Source organism: Olegusella massiliensis, from assembly GCF_900078545.1.
Classification (GTDB): domain Bacteria; phylum Actinomycetota; class Coriobacteriia; order Coriobacteriales; family Atopobiaceae; genus Olegusella; species Olegusella massiliensis.
In genome coordinates this window covers 266,103-285,511 of record NZ_FLLS01000002.1, presented here as the reverse complement: position 1 = coordinate 285,511, position 19,409 = coordinate 266,103, and the positions used below count along the sequence as shown (strand labels likewise).

The following is a 19,409-nucleotide window of genomic DNA, read 5'->3' as shown; positions in this document are numbered from 1 at the left end:
AACAATGAAGTACACACGTATTCCTGCTGATACGTTCAAGCAGCTTGCTATTAACGCTGGCCTTGTGCTGAACAAGTTTGATACCAAGACAGGAAAAGTAGACGAAGCAGACATCATGTTTGCTACCTCTGGTGGCTCTGAGTTTTCAGCAACGCCAAGCTTTACCGATTATGGCGATGACATTGACAATTGCCCCGCCAACATGATGGAGCTAAAGCGCATTGATTCATGGGAAGTCACCATGAAAGGTACCGCTCTTACAGCTACTACTACATCCTTGAAATCCATTGCTGGTGCCGCCGATGTTGATTCGGCAGACAGCACCAAGATTGTTCCTCGCAAGGATCTAAAGACGGAGGATTTCAAAGACATCTGGTGGGTTGGCGATTACGGCGCATCAGGCTTTATCGCAATTCACCTGCTCAATGCGCTTTCTACTGGTGGCCTTTCCATCAAATCCAAAGACAAAGGCAAAGGTGAGTTCTCGTTTGAGTACACCGCTCACACATCAATGACGGCTCAAGATACTGTTCCGTTTGAGATTTATCTTGCCTCTCAGGTCGCAGGCGCATAAGGAGATATGGATGAAGCTATCAGACATTCCCGCAGAACGCGCTTTTGACGTTTTGGCAGATGTAGCAGGGCCGCTATCTAACATTGCTGGTGATGAAGCGCTGCTCAAAGCTTTTCAGGGCATGCAGGCGGGGGAGACCAGCCCTGCTGTTGTTGCTAAGGTTGTAGGGCTTATTGCGCAGTCGCACAAAAACGACCTCAATGCTATTTTGGCTGCCACCGAAGGGCAGACGGTTGACGAATATCTTGCAGCTCGCAGCGCCGCGCGTGTCATTGTGGATGCGGTCGAGTTGCTTTCAGATGACCAGCTTGCAAGTTTTTTAGCTTCGCCCGCGACGGAACCCTCGGACTTAGCATAGGGGAGTATTCGGGGCCGCATCGCGTGGCCCCGTTTTTGGCTTACTGCAAATCACGCAGCCGAAGAGATACTCGTGCCTATGCGCTTAATGTCTATGTCGCGGAGACGATAAGAGCCATAGGCAACGGCAAGGCAATGTCAAAGCCTTGGGAAGAGTTTTGGGAAGAGTGCCAGGGCACGACGGCTCAGACGGACGACGCTACCTATGAGAGCGTGCTTTCTCACTTGAAAGAAAAGGGATTGGAGGTTGAGAGATGACCTTACTAGATCTCCTGATAAAAATAGGCGCAAAAGATGAAGCGTCCGATAAGGTTGTTGGCATTGGCGACAAAGTGATGGGCATGGTTGGCAATGCGGCCAAGCTTGCAGCTGGTGCTATGACGGGCATTGTTGCTGGCGTGGGCGCAATTGGTAGTTTGGCCCTTAAGTCATACTCTGATTTTGAGCAGCTACAAGGTGGCGTGGCCAAACTCTATGGCAACGCTGGCCAGACGCTAGAGCAGTACGCAGCAGCGACGGGTAAGGCCGCCGATGAGGTGCGCGGCACTTGGGAGCGCAACGAAGCAGCTCAAAAGACTGTCATGGAAAATGCTGCTAAGGCCTATGCAACTGCTGGTATGTCTGCAAATCAATACATGCAGCAGGCTACAAACTTCTCTGCTGCGTTAATTAATTCGCTTGGCGGGGATACGCAAAAAGCGGCCGAGCTGACAGATATAGCCATGCGTGCCATGAGCGACAACGTCAATACGTTTGGCAGCAACGCGGAAGACGTGCAGAACGCCATCCAGGGCATTTCCAAGCAGAACTACACGATGCTCGACAACCTCAAGCTTGGCTACGGCGGTACAAAAGCAGAGATGCAACGCCTTATCGACGATGCCAATGCATGGGGCGCTGCCAATGGCGAAGCGTCTAACCTATCAATTGACAGCTTCGCTGATTGCGTGACAGCTATTCAACAAGTACAAGAAGCGCAAGGCATAGCAGGAACCACTGCAAAAGAAGCAGCAGGCACCATCGAAGGCTCTGTCAACATGGCCAAAGCAGCATGGGAAAACTTGCTTGCTGGCCTTGGCAACGAAGATGCAGATTTAAGCCAGCTCACGCAGAATCTTATGGACGCGCTAGGTGCGGTGGCTGAAAATGTCATACCTCGTATTGCACAAATTGGTGAGGGTATGGTGCGGGCATTGCCCGCTGTGTTTGCCAAGGCAGGCGAGATACTTGCCCCGGCGCTGTCAGAAGCACTTGTTACAGCTTGGAATATTGCCGCAGGTGCTATTAGAGGGCTTGGTATCCCCTTACCAGACGTTGACACGTCTCAAATCATGAATGCATTTAATCAAGTAGTTGATTACGTCCAGAACACGCTTGTACCAGCGTTTCAGCCAATAGTAGATGCCGTTACAGGCACAATAGGCCAAATAGTTAGCGCTGCTGAACAGGAAATAGCCTATATCATGCCTCATATTGAAGGAGCAATAAATAAAATTGCGCCTTATGTAACCCCAGCTCTTGAGGCAATACAGTCGGCTATCGTTGCTTTAATGCCAGTCCTTGGCGGGATAATAAGCATTGGTATGGCTATTAACGCCGTTGTGATGGGTTTTGTGCTTGACGTTGGTGGCCAGCTCATCGCTTGGATATTGCAGCTTATAACTGACGTGGCCAATTTTGTTACAAGCGTGGTCACATTCTTTACAGTCGATATCCCTAACGCTTTTAACAGTGCTGTTGAAGCTGTCCAGCAGTTTTACAATAACATTATCAACTTCTTTACTGTTGAGATTCCTGCTGGCATTGCTGGCTTCTTTGCATTCTTAAGCCAGATTCCTGCGAACATAAACGCAGCGCTTAGCGCTGCTATTGCATTTGTATTGGGGTTTGCTGCTCAGTTTATTGCTAATGCGATAAACGCTGGCTCGGGCTTCTTGCAAAACATCGGGAGTTTTATTGGTCGTATTCCTGGTACTATATCTGGCTTTCTCATGGGTGCCATAAACGTTGTGTCTGGCTTTGTCGGCAGCCTCGCTACTCACGCCATGAACGCGGGGATGCGATTCTTAAGCGGTATCCAGAACGGCTTTAATAGCGCGATTTCGTTCGTCCGTGGTATTCCTAGCAGGATTTTAGGAGCCTTAGGCAATGTGGGCAGCCTGCTTACAAGCGCGGGCAAATCTATCATTGATGGCTTCTTGAATGGCCTTAAGTCCTCATTTGAGGGTGTGAAGAATTTTGTTGGCGGCATTGGCAGCTGGATTGCATCTCATAAAGGCCCCATTGAATATGACCGCAAGCTGCTCATCCCTAATGGTAAAGCGGTCATGCAATCTCTTCATACAGGTCTTGCAGCTGGCTTTACAAGCGATGTAATGCCGTATGTCTCCGATATGGCAGGACACATCCAAGGAGCGCTCACGCCGTCACCTATGAGCGTGGCCATGGATGCAGCTCTAGACGCTCAGGGCGCACAGGATAGCGCATATAGCGCTGCTACCGCACGTCTTGAAGAGACGCTCATACGCCTTTTTGAAACGCGGCTAGGGGCAATTATTGAAGCTAATGCACCTTACATGACCGTCCGCGAAGCAAGGAGAGTGCTTGCATGAGAAAAGTAATCTACATAACTGCAAGCGGTGAAGATTTTAGAGGAACAAAGTTTGACTTAACAGGCAAAACGGCTGTTGCATGGTCAAACGAGCTCCTTGGGTGGTCATGGAAAGCAGATGACAGCACGGGAGCCATTACGCGCAAAGCAAGAACGTATAAGCTTGCCGCCGTACTGCTTGACCTTAAAACACTCAATGAGATGTCTCGCTGGTTAGAGGCAGACGCTGATGCTGGCGTGCAGGGAAAGCTTATAGTTGATGGCTGGGAGCTACTTTGCACTGCAAGCGTCGCAGAAAGCAAGCGCATCGACACGGATATCGCGTCAGTGACTTTCACCTTTCACACCATAGACCCCACGTGGAGACGCATAATCAAGCATTCGTTTGTGCCTAATTCAACAGGTGAGAACGACGGTGCTTTATCTGGCCTCGATATGCCATTTGATTTTGAGTTTGATTTTGCGGGCTCTGCTAGGTCTTCTGCGATGGAATCACTAGAGCTGAGCGTGAAAAGCGTTGCTCGTATTACATTTTTCGGTGCTTGCTCGAATCCTTATGTACGCATTAGTTCACCAGACGGGGCGCTAAACAATGTCTACGGCGTAAACGCTGAGGTTGATTTTGGTGAGCGAGTGATAATTGACCCACTAGGCAGGAAGACGGTGGGCGGTTCGGTCTACAAGATTGATGCCTCTGGCAGAAAGACTAACCTCTACAACAACCGTATGCGCGGCATTGAAGGCAGTGGCTCTTACGTCTTTGAAAGCTTGCCTCCATGCAGTCTTTTTGTCTCTTGGCCACAAAGCTTTGGTGTTGACATTGAGACCATTGAGGAGCGCGGGAGTCTGCCATGGAACTGACGTTTACTGATGCAAATCTTCGCGACATAGGGCTCATTGAACCCTATGATGGCGATTTCGCATGGGGAAATAACGAGAACGACTTTTCGATAGATGTAGCAGGTGATAACGTCCCCGAGGTCGGAGCAATGATTTACGCTGAGGGGAGTGATCTCGGCGGCATTGTCACGGGCTACAAATCAGACGTCGGTGCAGAAGCATTTACTATCATAGGTCATACGTGGACAGGAGTCCTCAATAGGCGCGTCATCTCACCTGATAAGGGGCAGGCATACCTCACACTCAAAGGTGATGTGACTGATTGTGTCGCACAGCTAATCACACGCGCCAGAATGGAAGAGCTTTTTAGCGTCAACCCCGCGCGAGTCGGGATTAACGTCACGCATACCTTTACAGGCTCACAATCAGACGAACAGCAAGGTACGGGGCGCTATATGGGTGCATGGGCTGCTATGTGGCAGTTATTACTTGCGACAAATTGCAAGGCTCGCTTTTTATGGTCTGACAAGCTTAAACGAGTAGTAATTGATGTTATGGAGCGCAAAGCCTACACCGATAACGAAAGTCAAATGGTAGGCGTGGCCATGGTTGGTATTAGCACGCAAAAGACCACTAATCACCTTATCTGTCTTGGCAAGGGTGAAGGCGCAGCTCGTGAAGTGGTGCATCTCTACGCAAACGCTCAAGGCAAGATAAGCCAAACACAGACTATTAGAGGCATTGATGAAATTGCTGAGACGTACAGCCAGTCCTCATCTGAGGGGCAAGAGCTTATCAAGAACGGCACCAAGCATCTCAATGACCTCTGGAAGAAATCACAGCAAGTAAGCATTAAGAGCGATTCAACAACGGCACAGCCCTTTGACCTTGGAGACATTATCGGAGGCACTGACCCACGCTCTAAGGTCAGCGCCCAAGCAGTTGTGACAAAGAAAGTAGCATCTTTTAAGCAAGGCCAAATGACCTATTCATACACATCAACCGTAAGGGGGTAAGAATGGCGATACAAGAAGGCTACAGCCGCTACGCTTGCGATGTGCAATCATGCAGGAGCGCCACTTATGCGCTACCTGAGACAGACGAAGCTGACAGCTACGTGATACGCCGCCGCATTGATGCATCAGGAGTTGAGCGTAAGCTGCTCCTTTGCCCGAGTCACGCGGCGGTTTATACCGAGATCGTAAAAGCGTGTGACGAGTTGTACACCGCATTTGAGCGGACTGGCAAGGTGCAAATCATAACTAAGGCTGACCTTGATGCAGCCAATGCAGCACTTGCTGAAATGACGGCCAAGTACGAGGAGCGCCGAGATGCCGCAAAGTGGTGGAGTGACAAGCATGCTGCCCTACAAGTAGAATTTGACGCTTATAAAAAGACGCATCCTGACACATCTGTAGAGGGTGGTGCATGATGTCTATTGAGCTTGTAACGGGGCGAGCAGGACAGCCTCATGTCTCTTCTGATGATGTGGCTGGGCTTTTGAGAGCCGCTATGGGGGCTGGCTCATATGTCCTTGGTGCATCGCTGCCAAAAATTAGCATGTCAGATGCTAATACCTGTACTATTTCACCTGCCGAGCTGCTGCTCAGCGGCCGCCATGTAAAGCTTGCGGGCGCAAATAGCGTCACGATAGAGAGTGGCGGACAGGCAATGTATCGCATAGATTATATTTGTGTGCGCTATAGGCGTGATATCTCGCTCGGCATCGAAAGTGCCGAATTGGTAGAGATTAAGGGAGGGCCAGCGGCAAGCAAGGATGAAGCAACTGCACCCAATATCCCTCTAGCGCCAGAGATTAACGCTACATCACAGCAGGTGGATGTGCCTATCATTCAGGTTGATGTTGACAATCTTGCACCCAGTGCTGCATGGCTGTTGCCATTGGGTTCTATACCGACATTCGTATTTGCCACTATGGCTGAGTTCCAAGCAGCGCAAATCACGTCACGTGCAATTGCCTTTGTCTTATCAGGCACAAACGGGAGCTTAGAAATTTACTTAGAAGACGGGAGGGGCTAAATATGACTAATTTGTCTTTACCCTTGCGTGGGGGTGGTGCCGCATGAGTGCCACCCGTATCTTTCCACCCAATCACTTAGACCCTGTCGTGCTTTTTGACAATCCTAACGCGTCTTACAGAGATGCAACTCCGCTAAATGACAGCCTGGCCAATTACAGCGACATCCTTATTGATTTTTGTACAGTTGGCGGCTTGAGTAGCAGTACAAGGGTGCACAACCCCGACGGTAAGACCGTACCGCTGTCTACGGTGATCGTAGGTTCAAACAAAAAGCTTTATACAAGAGCGAAGGCGGTGGTACTTAGGGGCAATCGTATTAGTACCTTCAAAGACTCTGGAGGGTGGGTCACGGGCAGCGCGGCCAATATTGATGTCTCAACAGATGACTCCGTCGCTATTACGCGTGTTGTTGGGTGGCGAAAGTAGACCACCACAAGAACTAAAACGTATCAACAAAGCAGCTCGAAAGGGCTGCTTTTTTATGCCCGCGTGACACGTGGCTTATCTTGCGCACAGCAAGGGGAGGTGACTTATGGACAGCTTTACCTATGAGCAATTGATTGCCCTAGGCGGCATCATGCTGTCAGTGCTTACGGTAATGCTCACTTTTCGCCGCGACACCGTGGCAGGCAAGGAGCGTGAGCACGCTCGCAGCGCTGAGCAGCAGCTCGTCAAGGACCAGCTAAGCACAATCGCTGACATGGCACGTGAGACGCGCGATACCGTGCGCGAGATGAGTAAACAGCTCTCAGACCATTCGCGCGAAATTGCGCGCATAGAGCAAAGGCTCGATGACCACGCGCGACGACTTAGCGCGGCGGAAGACAAGCTCGACCTTCTGCCGCGCTGGCACACGGCAAAAGTTCAAGATAAAAAGGAAGGTAAATCATGTTAGTAAATCTAAAAGTTCGTATTGCAAATCGAAATTTTTGGCTCACGCTTATTCCCGCGGTGCTTTTGCTCGCGCAGGTCGTGGCAGCACCTTTTGGCTACAAATTTGAAATTGAGGGGATAAACAGCCAGCTCATTGCTATTGTCAACGCGCTTTTTGCAGTGCTTGCGATTCTGGGCGTGGTCAATGACCCCACTACAGAGGGCTTTTCAGATTCTGCTCTTGCGATGACTTATGACTTGCCTAAGCCTAAGCACATAGGCGATGAGGAATAGTGGGGCCGTATCACCAAGATGAGCGCGATATGGCCGCGGGTCTGGGCTGCTTGCTCATTATCGGCAGCGCAGTTTTTGCTCTCGTGGTTGTCGCAGTGCTCATCGCTATTTGGGGAGTTTAGATATGTTCATTCATAAGCATCACGGGACGCTCAATATCGTCCCGCGCACAACTTCTGTGCGCTACATCGTTGTGCATTACACGGGCAGCGGCACGAGCAAAGCAGGCTCGGCAAAGGCTAATTGCATCTACTTCTCAAGAGGATATCGTGCGGCCTCTGCCCACTATTTTATTGACGATGGGGGTATCTGGGAGTACGCCGACCCGTCCAAGTTTGCCACGTGGCACGTGGGAGACGGTCGAGGGCGCTACGGAATCACCAATCAAAATTCAATCGGTGTTGAGGTCTGCAATAACGGCGGGCCTTACACACAGACTGAAATTGGCTACCTCACAGCACTGGTACAGCAGCTCATGGGCAAGTTCGGGGTTCCTGCATCGCGCGTCGTGCGCCACTACGATGCATCGCGCAAGGCGTGCCCTTATCCCTATGCGCCAAATGGCGAAGATCCTACTGGTGCTAAGTGGCAGGCTTTACATAAGGTCATTACAGGTGGAAAGCCCGCAGCTAAGCCTCAGACCAAACCAGCGCCCAAAGCCAAGGCTGCAAAGCTCGATGTGGATGGTTACTTCGGCCCTGCTACTATCAAGGCCTTGCAGCGCTATCTCGGTACACCCGCAGACGGCGTTATCTCATCACAGTACGCGCCAAACAAGCGGTATGTCCCTTCCGCTACGGTGGGCTGGGAGTGGTCATATAGCGCAAAGGGTTCGCTTTGCGTTAAAGCATTGCAGCGTAAGACAGGAGTCTTTGCAGATGGCATCTGGGGCAAAGGTACATCTCGTGCCGTGCAAAGATGGCTGGGTGTTGATGCTGATGGCTACTTTGGCCCACAAAGCGCTCGTGCTTTGCAGCGCAGGTTGAATAGCTCTGACAAGCTCTGACAAGCTCTGACAAGCTCTGACAAACCCTGACAAGCTCTGACAAATAACGCAATACCCCTCTCGCATTGCGCGGGAGGGGTCTTTTTTTGTGTTTCAGAAAACGGCTTTTGTGTCACACAAATACGTTTGTTTGCCATACGTGGGAAACAAATCTTGTTAAAATAGATGTGCGCACGTGCAAACCGTGGATAAGCGGGGTTCCCGATGGGGAGTAGGCACCAAGGCTTAGAATTCCCCGCCCACGGCCTTAAAAACGCCCGCTAGGAGTACACGCCCCTAACAACTGGGAACGCTAAAACTAGCGAGATTACATCCTCAGCGCATCACCTATCACGCCAGCTGCCGCCCGCTTCGCATCAGGGTCAGCGCTCGCATACACATTGAGCGTCATTGCCGCATTCGCATGTCCAAGAATGCTCGATACGGTCTTGATATCCACCCCAGACGCTACCGCCACCGTCGCGAAGGTGTGTCGCAGCCCGTGGAAGTTCACGCGCTTGCCCTCTGTGCCAATTAAGTTCAGTTCACGCGATACCACAGCCCACCCGCGTGAGATGTGGTTAGGCAGCGCGTAGCCATCAGGCGCACCAAGCACATACTCGCTCGGCTTTACATGCAGAGGTGCTACTTCTTCGCACTGTTTTGCCTTCCAGCGCTTGAGCAAATCGAGCAAGCAATCATCTAGAGGGACATCACGTTGATGCCCTGTCTTTGGTGGTTTTTCATACGCTATTCCGCCCTCATATCCGATAGCACGACGCACCCACAGCACGCGTTTGTCAGGCTCTATATCGTCCCATTTAAGGCCGCAGCATTCGCCAAGGCGTAATCCTCCATGTAGCGCCAAAGTCGCCGCCATTCGCAGCCTAGTTAACTCTCCTGTGGTAATCCAATCCTGTATCCTCGCACGCCCACTAGCATCTAATGAGTTGGGTCGGGGAGTGGTAAGCTTTGGCCGCCTTAGTCCACGGAACGGGTTGGCCAACAGTTCACCATTAGCGATAGCAAGCTCAATTGCACGAGACGCAACGCCTATAGTCTTTTTTATCGTAGATGGCGAAAATCCCGCCTCGGTTAGCTCTATAACCCAAGCTTGAGCGGCGGCGCGTCTAATATCAACCATAGGTATATCAGCGAGGGCATAACACGCAATCCTTCGCGCGATCGTCTCATATCCACTAATTGTGGAGCGCTCTATATTGCCAGCAGCACGCTCAATCTCTAGCCATTCCTCGACGAGCTGCCCCAGCGTTTGAGTGCTTGATGCGACCTGCGTCGCCTCAACCTCACGCCGCCAATCCTGTAGCTCAATCCTTGCAAGGGCTTTGGTCTTGCCTCTGCATGCCTTTGTTTTACGCTTCCATTTGCCGCTCTCGTCGTCTTTCCAGCGCAGTGCCGCATACCACTTCCCATGTTGGCGGAATAAAGACTCACTATCAATCTTCATCTGTGTCACTCCCTTGTCACTTAGTGACAAAAACCCATTTCCAATAGTTCACAGGCGTTCGTAATAGTACACATGTTCTAATAGATATTAGGCTATTTACTTCCAGAAACTAACATATGTTCGTAAAAAGGTATGATTCTTGACCGCTCTGAAAATCCCCGTGTCAGGGGTTCGATTCCCTTCCCCGCCACCATGAATTTTTGTTGAAGTGCCCCTGTTTACCTGCACATTTGCAGGAGCAGGGGCACTTCTTTTGTGTTTAATTACATAAACTGTTTCAAACTGTCTACCAGCTGTTTTATTTTGTCGGGTCAAATTATGGGTCACAAACACATAGGACTAGTCTACGAACTTATCAAAGTCATCAACCACATCCTCAGCTTTGTAGCGCATGTATCTTGCAGCCGTCGTGTTAATTGTCGTGTGCCCAAGATAGTGTGAGACCTTACGTATTTCCATACCAGTCATAAGGCAAGATGTGGCAAAGCTGTGGCGTAAGTTGAGCATCGTAACATAGGGCAAGTCATGTTTGCATAGGTATGGCAACCATCTGTCCGTTGCTGTTCGTGGGTTTGCGCGATCTCCTTTGTAATTGACACAGACTACTCTCGCAGGCTTCCCACGCTTGATATAGAGCTCATGCAGCCATTCAGTGCTTTTCTTGCGCAAAGGGATATAGCGGTCACTCATCTTTGTTTTTGGTGGCATGAGCTTGTGTCCATCGTGCTCTCGGACGTAGGTGCGCTGTACATGGACTAGGCGGCACTCAAAGTCGATATTATCCCGATCAAGACCAAAGATTTCATCCTTACGAAGCCCCAGAGACAAGCCAAGCACGGCAATCGTCCGAAAGAAGTCATTATCAATCAGTGCTATAAACCCATCATGCTCTTCAAAGCTTGTAAGTCAGTCGCCATTGTGATGGGACACCCTGACGGCTACCGAAAAAGCAAAGTACAAAGGTAAAAAAGAATGAAGTCTGCACCAGGACAATTTGTTGAATACCCAGGCTCTCCGAAATCTATTCTTGTTGATGTAAGCCTGTCACCTCAACACGAATCGGAATACATGAGAATTGGTGAGGGCTTCGTAAAGAGCGGTACAGTTGATGCGTTCGAAGTAATCCACAGAAAGCATTAGCGACGCCCGGTGCCCCGACTTCTCGCCCGGGTCGCTGCGTCGCTACTTTAAATATACCGCATTCTAATAGAACATAAACGTGGTATGGCAGAACTGGCATATGGAGGCATGGTCAGAACGAAGCGTATCTACTTGATCATAATGGAAAGCTAACGAGAGTTCTTCCCGAACCGCCGCACAAATAAAGCGGAGGCCGTCTCGCAATGGCGTGACAGCGCATCCGCTATGCATAATATACCCCATTTCAATTGATTATTTTCATTCCTCGACCTAGGTAAGTCGTAAAACTGCTCAATCTTGGAATTTTGCCCTCGCCGCATGGTGGGGGCTTTTTCATGCTGATAAATCCCGCACGGGAGGATCGGCATCAAGTCCCTGCACAGGGAGAAACGGAGTCAAATATGGCTGGCGAAGAGCTTGAACTTGAAAACTCAGAAAATGAAGCGCAAAAAGCTAGGACTGATTGGAAAGCTCTTGCTCGCAAGTGGGAAAACCGAGCAAAGGAAAATGCTGAGAAGGCCAAGGCTTTTGACGAGAATCAAACGAAGTTTACTGAACTTTTTGAGCGCGCAGGGAAAGTAGAAAGTGAGCTTGCCGCTGCTCGCGTTCAAGCTGAGAGAACCGCTCTTCTTAATAAGATTGCATCTGAAACAGGCATCCCTGCTCATTTTATCCAGGGAGAAAGTGAAGATGAAATGCGCACATTTGCTAAGGAGATGTCTAAGTGACATAGGCCTGCTGCTCCAAAGATTGCTCATGCTGGCAAGTTTGACGCAGATGCTGACGATGTGGACGTTGCAAAGAAGAAGCTCGCTCAGCAGATGTTTGGCAATTAAGACGCGATAAGGCAGTTCGTTGGTACTCACTGGGCTGATGGTAAGAGCTATTCAGAGACCATCTGGGGCAATACCGATAAGCTTGCAACTTATGTACAGCAGGATATGGCCAAGGCTTTAGCACGTGGCGTGAGCTATGAGCAGATGACCTCAGAGCTACACAAGCGCTTTGTTGATGTTTCAGAAGCAAACATCATGCGCCTTGTGCAAACAGAAGGTACCTATGTTGCACGTGCTGCACAGGCAGCAGGGCTTAAGCGCGAGGGCTTCGATTCGTACTACATCAACCCTGTAGGGGATGAGCGCACCTGTGAGGTCTGTGGAGATGTTGGCAAGCATAGCTATGATGAGATTTATCGCTTTGATGATGCCGTAGTAGGGCAGAACTTCCCACCCTTGCATCCTCGCTGCCGCTGCCAGATTGCACCTGCTGTTTCTGATTGGGATGCATGGCAAAAGCAACAGATTGACAGACATAGAGCGGAAACGACCAAAAGAAATATTTCTGGGCATAAAGTATCTTCTGGTGAACACAAAGTGTCGATTGGTAGGTATACCCGGCGCTTCGGGAAGCCTGAAGTAGCAGCATTTAATTTTAATGGCAAGGCAATATGGGAGGGCATCGGAGATGTAGGAGGCGTTGAACTTCCAGAAAAAGAAGAGCTTGTTCGCCTGATGCGCGAGAAAAATATAGATGCATCTTTGAGTGATCTTGAATTGACTCACACACATACAACTCGTGTTGGGGGAACCTTGAGTGTTGAAGATGTTACGGTATTAGTTGATTATGGGATTAAATCAAACTCAGCTACTGAGACTCAAGGCGAAAAGAGATGTTTTGTTCTTGAGAGAACAAGTAAAGCTAATAAAAAGCTCTCTAACGACTTTCTTAATGATTACAAGATTTTCTCCGATAAAACATGGGACGATATGTCCTTTGAGTATTGGGAGAAGAACTGTAAGCCACTTGGAATCCCGCTGTATAACACTGATACGACAGATGTCGAGAAGGCGTTTAAGAGCAAACAACATGAGTGGCTTATAAGAAATGCACAACGATATGGGTATAATTACTATGTCAAGTAAGTGCGACTTTCAGGAGGTGCGACATGGAGACAATTTCGGATATATTGGACAAGTATCGCATCCCAGGGCGGCTTGACTATGACAGTGTAAAGATGCGCTTTGTAAGGCTATATGCTTCGGCTGCTTCTGGTCGTAAGCCAGTTGAAGATATAAAATTGATGATTGGTAAAGCTCCGATGGATAAGTACTTGTTGCCAGAGGACTATGAGAACTGGAAACGTCTTACAGCGTAGGCTAGTAATTAAGTAACTATGCTTAAGCCACTCCGAAGAGTGGCTTTTTTCATATCAAGATGGGTAGAATTATTACAGTAGGCTAAAAATCTTACAACAGAGTCTGATGAAGTAGAAATAATGGCTTATAGGTGGCTGCGTGGTGAGAATAGGGGGGTGAGATGGTTCAAAGTGACAGAGATGTAGATAAGGCTCAGAAACAATTACTAGATTTTGGATATGTCGAATGGGGCGCAGATGACCGAGGCCCCGTGCTTGACCCATCGAAACCCTTTATGGGCATGTCCGAACGTGCTTATAAACTCTCTACTGAACATTGGCCTACCCCGTCACACAGCTATGCCAAAGACAAGTAAGTGTTATTGAAGATAGCTACAGAGTGAAATTTATGCTTACGAAGTCGAGATTAATCCTGCTAAAAGAAAAGGCAATGATAAACTTATTTTAGATTTACAGAAGTTTCTTTCTGAAGAGATTAAAAGATTGTCTGGTGGTGAAAGCGATGGGTAACACAACAAAAAGAAAAAGCCTTCAGGAGCTTTTAGCGCTGCTTAGCTCAGGTGACCCGAGTGATGCTTTGACCGCTGTTGTATTTTCATTAGGACAAAAAGAATTCTCTCCAGAATTAAAGAATCCAATAGCAAAGCTGACTAGCTATAAGAAACCTACTTTTTTTGGTGCGCCTTTAGGCGAGTTTGCTAAGCTCTATCTTGAAACTGCTGGATACGAGAAACACCAAAAGATTAGCTCATTAACAAGGGGTTATGAGAAGATTATTGGGACTTTTTAATTGTCAAACTATAAGTTAATAAGCCACTCTTCGGGGTGGCTTTTTTCATGCCGAAAGAAGGCGTATGAAAGTCACTATCTGGCACGCTAGTTGGTGCAGCCCGTGCAAGGGTACGCTACAAACACTCGTGCCGCTTCTGGATGACGAGGCTATACCTTATGACCTCATTGATGTTGATTGGCATCCTTGCGCAGCACAGAGCAGAAGCGTTGATTACCTTCCGACGATTACCGTTGATGATGGAGAACAAGAAATATTTCGTTGCAGGGGGCTTCCCAGCGAGGAAGCAATACAAGCGATTCTTGACATGTTTGAAGACTAAGCCGTTCGGGAGAGCGGCTTTTTTCTTAGACCAAGCGTTGATGTCTTTAAAAGCTACGGAGAGGTTAGCGGCTGACCTTAAACAGCTGGATTAGAAGGGATACACAATGGACGAGCAAACCAAGCAGGATGAGCAGAAGCTTGATAGTACGCCAGAAGGTGAGCAGATCAAGCAGGAGTCTAAACAAGAGCCTAAGAGCGACCTTAAGTACACCAATGCTGATGTAGACAAAATCATTGAGCGTAAATTTGCTAAGTGGCAGAAAACAGCTTTTGTGTCCCACAAATACTTTTGTGGGACACGTGTGGCTGTCTAATCTTTCTTGCGCTCCATATCCTCGCGGATAAGATTGCGCAAATACTCAGCTTTCTTTGGCTGGGTCTGTAAGTACTCATACAAATTATGATCTGCTGGGAAGAACTTAACTGTAAAAGTCTTCACGCTCTTTTTCCGATAGTTGTCTGTAGCTCTAAGCTGTGCTTCTGTTGCCATGATATACTCCTGTCTAAGAAAGTCATGAGACCTCTCCAGCCCCGAAGGGGCTAGTTTGGTGTCACCGTTTAGAGGAATCTAAGCTTGACGGTGGACGTAATTCTAATCCGCCAGATTCTGAAACTTACGCTCATGACGTTCTCCTTTCTGCTTCTTGAAAGGCCTTATTGCCTTTTGTTGGTTATATATATGGGGAATACTCTATAATTACATTATATAGGGTATTCATCGTATAGTGGACATAATACAAGGTCAGGGCTTTGGCTCTGACCTTTTTTCTTCTCCAAGTGACACGGAGTGACAGAAAAGTGACAAAAGCTTTTATACCTCTCTACCTAACTCTTTGTCAGCGATTGTCAAATTGCTATAGTCCTATTTCCTCTCTTTGCTTGCCTGAAACTATATAGCCGCTTGCAATTTCCATCATTGAGTTTGTGTGTGCTATCGATGTCCCACAAAAAAATTTGTGGGACACAAATGGGGTATAAAATTTGAGCTTGTTCGGTAATGTGAAGAAGAGTGAGATGAAAGCAAGAACTGACTGCAAAGATGGTAGAGAACTCTCATAAGGTCGCCTTGCCAACAGGAATTGAGGAGGCTGCTTTGTGAGATATTATAAAGAGTATGACGCTCCTATATATATTCATGAGATTTCAGGCAGCCTCTTTAGATACGACTCGCTACAAAAAAGTGGCTTGAGGATACAGATCTAGCTGATATGTGGGTAGGCGAGCGTTGGGTTGATGAAATAACCGAGCAGGAGGCTTTAGATGGCATTGCAGCAAGAGAAAATTGCGCAGCAAATAGCAACTAGAGCGCACGCTGGACAGGTAGATAAAGCAGGAAAGCCCTATATTGAGCACCCTGCTTATGTGGCCGCTCATGTGAGTGGTGATAACGCTAAGGCAGTTGCATGGTTGCATGACGCACTTGAAGATACTGATATCACGTCTGATGACCTTTATGCCGCAGGCCTTTGTACAGATGTGGTAGATGCTGTTAAGGTTCTTACTCATCAGAAAGGCGTGCCATATTTTGAATATGTCGAACAAGTTGCCACTAACAAACTCGCAACCATGATTAAGATCACTGACTTAAAACACAATATGAAACTTGAACGGCTTTCCGAGATTTCGCATAAGGACCTAGAGCGGGTTGACAAATATGAGACTGCGTTAGATTTCTTGCTGTCAAGTTTTTAGGTACTCCTATTGCTTGTGTTGAACTGTAAAAACAAGAATGCAAGGAGTAAATATGCTGATCGCAGCACAAGTCCATCGCAATACGGCAAGGTGAGTAGCAAAGAGTTTTTTGCTAAGATTTTTGCAAGTATGACTCGCGGAAAGCCAAATGCACATGGTCGAGCGCTCAACGAATGTCTAAAGAAAAACAAATTTAAGAAGGGATAGCCATGTTTACACCAGAAGGCGAAGCGGAATACAAAAAATGGGAAAAGTGGATATCGGACGATGATTTTCAGTTTAGTCCTGATTTTATGCCAACTGAAGAAACTCCTGTAGAAGCGATTGAGTATTACAAAGAAATGGTGTCTGGGCTATTTCCGATGATTGATTTTGACTCTCCAGAGTTTGAATGGCCTACGGGGATAGGTATCAATGTGTAAACATGGGGCAGGCTATGAAATTAGTGCCTTGCAGTTCGAGAAACTCTGAGCCGTCCTTTGGGCGGCTTTTTATTAGCAACCGAACAGAGAGTAGGGTGGAGCTTATTGGGTGGACGTGGTTCATCGAGCAGCATAAGTAAGTACGGTAATCGCTATGGCACGCGATACCACCTCTTGCCATTTGCTTTTGCAATCGTGTGGGCGCATATAACTTTCAAGGGTATATGATATTTCCTGACACGTACGACGGAAAGCCGACTTGGCACAAGCCTATATTGCATCACAAGCAAATAGATGGTTCGTCTTTCGGCCCCCATAAGCACAGACGGTTCATCGTTCGAGTTTCCTCAAATTGTGACCTGCGGTTTTGTGGATGGAAAGACCGACGGATAAACCATCTTTAGTTTGAGATGTCGGCGGATGAACCATCTGCCGTTTGAGACGTCGACACTCGAGCCATCTGTAGGAGGGGTAGGAGACGCCGAGAGTTTGTCTGTAGGAAAATATGTCCTAGACGGCCTAGTCAGCGTTCGTGAGAAAGAAGTCAAGCATAGCATCATTGGTCTCAAGGCTTTCTTTTTGATCCCAGAAGCCGATGTTAAAGACGTGTCCTAATACCTTGTCAGATTTGTTATCCCAGATAAGCGTCTTGTACTGGCAGCCATTGTTTTTCAGCAGTTCAAGCAAAGCTTGTGTTTGAAATTTCAGACTGTCGCCTGCTGAACCTATTACTAGCACGGGTGGTAGCGTGGCGCCTGGCAATACCTCGCTTATGCTCATGTAAGGGGCCCAAGGAGCATTCTCGCCCTGCTTGCCTAAAAACATCTGACGCATTTCTACATCAGCACGGGTGCCAAATAGACCTGGTGCATAATAGGGCGCCAGATTTGTCACAGGGCAGCTTACCGCGAGCGCCTTAAAGTTGAGTGGCAGCCCAGTCGTACCATATATCTGCTGTAACTCTGTTTTGCTCCCAATGCATAATGCCAACATGCTCAAATGGGCCCCAGCAGAATCTCCTGTAATAAAGCAGTGCTGCAAATCCAACAACTCCTCTGAGGCATGTTGTGCCAGCCACCCAAAGGCCGCCCACAAATCTTGGATCATGCCTGCCAAATCAACTTCAGGCAGCAAGCGATAGCATATATTGACTACCGCAAAACCCTGTGATGCGAGGTACTCGCAGTAATTGCGATTAACCAGCAGGTCGCCATACATATGACCGCCACCATGAATGTCAACAATCACAGGCAGCGTTATCTGCCCCGCGTTGCTCTTAGGGCGAGAAATACTTAATACATGCAAGGGATTACCGTCATTGAGATAGGCAATAGGCCTGCTTGTTTCGACATCTGGTACACGCTTCTGTGTTTCAATGCGCTTTTGGTCAGCGTCTTCTATATGCTTCCACAAACGAGTGAGTGTCGATTCCATGCGACATCAGCTCCAATAGCTTCAAATTCTCTTATCACTCGACAGTATAGGAACTCTATGCTTCCGATGCCCTTATAATGCAGTCAAGAAGATTTGAATGTATTTGTTAGATGTAGGCTGTAGCTAAACTAGTTTTGATGTGGCCTAACTCAAATAAGAGGAGCTTTTTGTATGCTGAATAATAAAACTACCCCACGCAGTTCCCTAGAGCTGCTCACTCTTTCAAGAAGGACATTTTTGGCAAGTATTGCCGCAGGCAGCCTTGCTTCCTTGACTGCATTAACTGCCTGTTCCTCTCAAGATTCAACCGTCACATCCAGCGGCTCTGCCCACACTGAGCAAGGCTCCACTACCTCAACCCAAATAAAAACCGATCCTCTTGCAGGTACTGCTCAAGACAAAAATGCAAGCACTATTACCGCGGTTGCTCCTGATGATGAATTTGGTCGTGGAACCCATCATGCCACGCTTATCATCAAGGATTACGGAACAATCCAGCTTGTTTTAGATGCAGATTCTGCACCTATTACCGTTAGCAACTTCTGTCGTTTGGCAAAGGATGGCTTCTACAACGGCCTTACCTTCCATCGCATTATCGAGGATTTTATGATGCAAGGCGGTGACCCCAAGGGCGACGGAACTGGCGGTGCTGACCGCACAATCAAAGGAGAGTTTAGTGCTAATGGGATTGACAACAAGCTCCTGTTAACGCGCGGTACTATCGCGATGGCGCGCGCCCAAGACAACGATTCTGCCTCATCGCAATTCTTTATTATGCAAAGCTATCAGGAGTCTCTTGATGGGCAGTATGCTGCCTTTGGCCATGTTACTGATGGCATGGATGTTGTCGACGAGATTTGCAAACAAGCAAAACCTACAGATAGCAACGGTTCTATTGCCAAAGATGATCAGCCAGTTATCGAAAAGCTTGAGATTGATGATTAGGACTGCATAGCATCGCGTCTGGTTATCTAGTCATCTCTAGCTAAAAATTACTTTAAACTCGCTTTCATCCTGACGAAGAGGGATATCTTCCTTTTCGTCGATAACATAATCGATTTGAAAATGGCGATACTGTTGGTTAAAGAGGGTAAGGAAGCGCGCAATGCGTTCGGAGTTGCCCTGTAGTTCCATCGTGACCGAGCCGTCCCATTCGTTGCGTATCCAACCACATAGCCCCAAATCGTTAGCACAGTTACGTGCGTTCCAACGAAAGCCAACTCCTTGTACTTGTCCACGAAAAACAAAATGTACACGTCGTAGCGTTGCTGTGTCAGCGTCTCCAAGGTCTGCTTGTTTGTGTATATCTGAGCGTGCAGTATCTACATCAGCAGTCTCTTGGACTTCATTTTGTTGCATTCCATTTGCGCGTTTGAACCACTTCAGCATAGGAAGCCCCTTACACGCCA

General features: G+C 48.1%; 26 protein-coding genes. 21 read left to right on the top strand and 5 right to left on the bottom strand.

Features of this window, described 5'->3' with window-relative positions:
* Positions 1–4 precede the first annotated feature (4 nt).
* From BN4314_RS01515 to BN4314_RS01460, 12 genes are all read left to right on the top strand, one after another.
* Positions 5–574, top strand: a complete 570-nt coding sequence (locus tag BN4314_RS01515; RefSeq protein WP_068539427.1) for a hypothetical protein — start codon at positions 5–7, stop codon at positions 572–574.
* A gap of 10 nt (positions 575–584) precedes the next feature.
* Positions 585–932 (top strand): hypothetical protein, encoded by a 348-nt coding sequence (locus BN4314_RS01510; protein WP_068539425.1) that lies wholly within the window; start codon positions 585–587, stop codon positions 930–932.
* Positions 933–1,185: 253 nt separating this feature from the next.
* Entirely contained in the window at positions 1,186–3,543 is a 2,358-nt protein-coding gene (locus BN4314_RS01500) for a phage tail protein (protein ID WP_068539421.1), read from the top strand.
* A complete protein-coding gene (locus BN4314_RS01495; RefSeq protein ID WP_068539419.1) occupies positions 3,540–4,403 on the top strand; it encodes a hypothetical protein in 864 nt (287 codons plus the stop codon). The genes BN4314_RS01500 and BN4314_RS01495 overlap by 4 nt, the downstream gene beginning before the upstream one ends.
* The gene (locus tag BN4314_RS01490; protein WP_068539417.1) at positions 4,394–5,398 is read left to right on the top strand and encodes a Gp37-like protein; all 1,005 of its coding nucleotides are present in this window, start codon (positions 4,394–4,396) and stop codon (positions 5,396–5,398) included. The genes BN4314_RS01495 and BN4314_RS01490 overlap by 10 nt, the downstream gene beginning before the upstream one ends.
* A 2-nt stretch (positions 5,399–5,400) precedes the next feature.
* Positions 5,401–5,814, top strand: coding sequence for a hypothetical protein (locus BN4314_RS01485; protein ID WP_068539415.1), 414 nt, complete (start codon positions 5,401–5,403; stop codon positions 5,812–5,814).
* A complete protein-coding gene (locus BN4314_RS01480; RefSeq protein ID WP_187369521.1) occupies positions 5,814–6,422 on the top strand; it encodes a hypothetical protein in 609 nt (202 codons plus the stop codon). The genes BN4314_RS01485 and BN4314_RS01480 overlap by 1 nt, the downstream gene beginning before the upstream one ends.
* A 43-nt stretch (positions 6,423–6,465) precedes the next feature.
* Positions 6,466–6,849 carry a hypothetical protein gene (locus tag BN4314_RS01475; RefSeq protein WP_068539411.1) on the top strand — a complete coding sequence of 128 codons (384 nt, stop codon included), beginning with the start codon at positions 6,466–6,468 and terminating at the stop codon, positions 6,847–6,849.
* 106 nt (positions 6,850–6,955) lie between these two features.
* Positions 6,956–7,318, top strand: coding sequence for a hypothetical protein (locus BN4314_RS01470; RefSeq protein WP_068539409.1), 363 nt, complete (start codon positions 6,956–6,958; stop codon positions 7,316–7,318).
* Positions 7,312–7,590 (top strand): phage holin, encoded by a 279-nt coding sequence (locus BN4314_RS01465; RefSeq protein ID WP_068539407.1) that lies wholly within the window; start codon positions 7,312–7,314, stop codon positions 7,588–7,590. The genes BN4314_RS01470 and BN4314_RS01465 overlap by 7 nt, the downstream gene beginning before the upstream one ends.
* Entirely contained in the window at positions 7,590–7,712 is a 123-nt protein-coding gene (locus BN4314_RS08315; protein ID WP_267899989.1) for a hypothetical protein, read from the top strand. The genes BN4314_RS01465 and BN4314_RS08315 overlap by 1 nt, the downstream gene beginning before the upstream one ends.
* Before the next feature lie 2 nt (positions 7,713–7,714).
* Positions 7,715–8,596, top strand: a complete 882-nt coding sequence (locus tag BN4314_RS01460) for a peptidoglycan recognition protein family protein (protein WP_068539406.1) — start codon at positions 7,715–7,717, stop codon at positions 8,594–8,596.
* Between the two features lie 307 nt (positions 8,597–8,903).
* Here BN4314_RS01460 and BN4314_RS01455 read toward each other — a convergent pair whose 3' ends face one another.
* Together BN4314_RS01455 and BN4314_RS01450 are read right to left on the bottom strand one after the other, a co-directional pair.
* Complete coding sequence (locus tag BN4314_RS01455; protein ID WP_068539404.1) at positions 8,904–10,043, bottom strand: site-specific integrase; 1,140 nt, start codon at positions 10,041–10,043, stop codon at positions 8,904–8,906.
* Positions 10,044–10,382: 339 nt separating this feature from the next.
* Entirely contained in the window at positions 10,383–10,880 is a 498-nt protein-coding gene (locus BN4314_RS01450; protein WP_068539402.1) for a site-specific integrase, read from the bottom strand.
* 704 nt (positions 10,881–11,584) lie between these two features.
* Here BN4314_RS01450 and BN4314_RS01445 point away from each other — a divergent pair.
* The 6 genes from BN4314_RS01445 (at position 11,585) to BN4314_RS01415 (ending at position 14,766) form a co-directional block, all read left to right on the top strand.
* Positions 11,585–11,911 (top strand): hypothetical protein, encoded by a 327-nt coding sequence (locus tag BN4314_RS01445; protein ID WP_068539400.1) that lies wholly within the window; start codon positions 11,585–11,587, stop codon positions 11,909–11,911.
* Between the two features lie 213 nt (positions 11,912–12,124).
* A complete protein-coding gene (locus BN4314_RS01440) occupies positions 12,125–13,105 on the top strand; it encodes a minor capsid protein (RefSeq protein WP_068539398.1) in 981 nt (326 codons plus the stop codon).
* Positions 13,106–13,128: 23 nt separating this feature from the next.
* Positions 13,129–13,338, top strand: a complete 210-nt coding sequence (locus BN4314_RS01435; protein WP_068539396.1) for a hypothetical protein — start codon at positions 13,129–13,131, stop codon at positions 13,336–13,338.
* 502 nt (positions 13,339–13,840) lie between these two features.
* On the top strand, positions 13,841–14,128 hold the full coding sequence (locus tag BN4314_RS01425) for a hypothetical protein (RefSeq protein WP_148424832.1): 288 nt from the start codon (positions 13,841–13,843) through the stop codon (positions 14,126–14,128).
* 64 nt (positions 14,129–14,192) lie between these two features.
* Positions 14,193–14,450, top strand: a complete 258-nt coding sequence (locus BN4314_RS01420; protein ID WP_148424831.1) for a thioredoxin domain-containing protein — start codon at positions 14,193–14,195, stop codon at positions 14,448–14,450.
* A gap of 106 nt (positions 14,451–14,556) precedes the next feature.
* Positions 14,557–14,766 (top strand): hypothetical protein, encoded by a 210-nt coding sequence (locus tag BN4314_RS01415; protein WP_068539388.1) that lies wholly within the window; start codon positions 14,557–14,559, stop codon positions 14,764–14,766.
* Here BN4314_RS01415 and BN4314_RS01410 read toward each other — a convergent pair.
* Positions 14,763–14,942, bottom strand: a complete 180-nt coding sequence (locus BN4314_RS01410; RefSeq protein ID WP_068539386.1) for a hypothetical protein — start codon at positions 14,940–14,942, stop codon at positions 14,763–14,765. The two genes, BN4314_RS01415 and BN4314_RS01410, sit on opposite strands and share 4 nt — an antisense overlap.
* 770 nt (positions 14,943–15,712) lie before the next feature.
* Between BN4314_RS01410 and BN4314_RS01405 the strand changes: the two genes are divergently transcribed.
* Positions 15,713–16,144 (top strand): HD domain-containing protein, encoded by a 432-nt coding sequence (locus BN4314_RS01405; protein ID WP_068539384.1) that lies wholly within the window; start codon positions 15,713–15,715, stop codon positions 16,142–16,144.
* A 209-nt stretch (positions 16,145–16,353) separates the two neighbouring features.
* Positions 16,354–16,566: a hypothetical protein gene (locus BN4314_RS01400; protein WP_068539382.1), complete on the top strand. Its 213-nt coding sequence runs from the start codon at positions 16,354–16,356 to the stop codon at positions 16,564–16,566.
* A gap of 519 nt (positions 16,567–17,085) precedes the next feature.
* Here the strand turns inward: BN4314_RS01400 and BN4314_RS01395 are convergent.
* Positions 17,086–18,000: an alpha/beta hydrolase gene (locus BN4314_RS01395; RefSeq protein WP_021735081.1), complete on the bottom strand. Its 915-nt coding sequence runs from the start codon at positions 17,998–18,000 to the stop codon at positions 17,086–17,088.
* Between the two features lie 171 nt (positions 18,001–18,171).
* On the opposite strand from BN4314_RS01395, the gene BN4314_RS08345 reads away from it, so the two are divergent.
* Entirely contained in the window at positions 18,172–18,945 is a 774-nt protein-coding gene (locus BN4314_RS08345) for a peptidylprolyl isomerase (protein WP_021734973.1), read from the top strand.
* 36 nt (positions 18,946–18,981) lie between these two features.
* On the opposite strand, the gene BN4314_RS01385 is transcribed toward BN4314_RS08345, so the two are convergent.
* On the bottom strand, positions 18,982–19,389 hold the full coding sequence (locus tag BN4314_RS01385) for an acylphosphatase (RefSeq protein ID WP_021734878.1): 408 nt from the start codon (positions 19,387–19,389) through the stop codon (positions 18,982–18,984).
* Positions 19,390–19,409: the final 20 nt, after the last annotated feature.

Bases quoted from the DNA above. Each gene is read 5' to 3' on its own strand.
- BN4314_RS01485 (WP_068539415.1), top strand. From the start codon at position 5,401: ATGGCGATACAAGAAGGCTACAGCCGCTACGCTTGCGATGTGCAATCA.
- BN4314_RS01410 (WP_068539386.1), bottom strand. From the start codon at position 14,942: ATGGCAACAGAAGCACAGCTTAGAGCTACAGACAACTATCGGAAAAAG.
- BN4314_RS01475 (WP_068539411.1), top strand. From the start codon at position 6,466: ATGAGTGCCACCCGTATCTTTCCACCCAATCACTTAGACCCTGTCGTG.
- BN4314_RS01490 (WP_068539417.1), top strand. From the start codon at position 4,394: ATGGAACTGACGTTTACTGATGCAAATCTTCGCGACATAGGGCTCATT.
- BN4314_RS01435 (WP_068539396.1), top strand. From the start codon at position 13,129: ATGGAGACAATTTCGGATATATTGGACAAGTATCGCATCCCAGGGCGG.
- BN4314_RS01385 (WP_021734878.1), bottom strand. From the start codon at position 19,389: ATGCTGAAGTGGTTCAAACGCGCAAATGGAATGCAACAAAATGAAGTC.
- BN4314_RS01420 (WP_148424831.1), top strand. From the start codon at position 14,193: ATGAAAGTCACTATCTGGCACGCTAGTTGGTGCAGCCCGTGCAAGGGT.
- BN4314_RS01510 (WP_068539425.1), top strand. From the start codon at position 585: ATGAAGCTATCAGACATTCCCGCAGAACGCGCTTTTGACGTTTTGGCA.
- BN4314_RS01445 (WP_068539400.1), top strand. From the start codon at position 11,585: ATGGCTGGCGAAGAGCTTGAACTTGAAAACTCAGAAAATGAAGCGCAA.
- BN4314_RS01400 (WP_068539382.1), top strand. From the start codon at position 16,354: ATGTTTACACCAGAAGGCGAAGCGGAATACAAAAAATGGGAAAAGTGG.
- BN4314_RS01500 (WP_068539421.1), top strand. From the start codon at position 1,186: ATGACCTTACTAGATCTCCTGATAAAAATAGGCGCAAAAGATGAAGCG.
- BN4314_RS01495 (WP_068539419.1), top strand. From the start codon at position 3,540: ATGAGAAAAGTAATCTACATAACTGCAAGCGGTGAAGATTTTAGAGGA.
- BN4314_RS01425 (WP_148424832.1), top strand. From the start codon at position 13,841: ATGGGTAACACAACAAAAAGAAAAAGCCTTCAGGAGCTTTTAGCGCTG.
- BN4314_RS01415 (WP_068539388.1), top strand. From the start codon at position 14,557: ATGGACGAGCAAACCAAGCAGGATGAGCAGAAGCTTGATAGTACGCCA.
- BN4314_RS01395 (WP_021735081.1), bottom strand. From the start codon at position 18,000: ATGGAATCGACACTCACTCGTTTGTGGAAGCATATAGAAGACGCTGAC.
- BN4314_RS01470 (WP_068539409.1), top strand. From the start codon at position 6,956: ATGGACAGCTTTACCTATGAGCAATTGATTGCCCTAGGCGGCATCATG.
- BN4314_RS01455 (WP_068539404.1), bottom strand. From the start codon at position 10,043: ATGAAGATTGATAGTGAGTCTTTATTCCGCCAACATGGGAAGTGGTAT.
- BN4314_RS08345 (WP_021734973.1), top strand. From the start codon at position 18,172: ATGCTGAATAATAAAACTACCCCACGCAGTTCCCTAGAGCTGCTCACT.
- BN4314_RS01460 (WP_068539406.1), top strand. From the start codon at position 7,715: ATGTTCATTCATAAGCATCACGGGACGCTCAATATCGTCCCGCGCACA.
- BN4314_RS01480 (WP_187369521.1), top strand. From the start codon at position 5,814: ATGTCTATTGAGCTTGTAACGGGGCGAGCAGGACAGCCTCATGTCTCT.
- BN4314_RS01405 (WP_068539384.1), top strand. From the start codon at position 15,713: ATGGCATTGCAGCAAGAGAAAATTGCGCAGCAAATAGCAACTAGAGCG.
- BN4314_RS01440 (WP_068539398.1), top strand. From the start codon at position 12,125: ATGGCCAAGGCTTTAGCACGTGGCGTGAGCTATGAGCAGATGACCTCA.
- BN4314_RS01515 (WP_068539427.1), top strand. From the start codon at position 5: ATGAAGTACACACGTATTCCTGCTGATACGTTCAAGCAGCTTGCTATT.
- BN4314_RS01465 (WP_068539407.1), top strand. From the start codon at position 7,312: ATGTTAGTAAATCTAAAAGTTCGTATTGCAAATCGAAATTTTTGGCTC.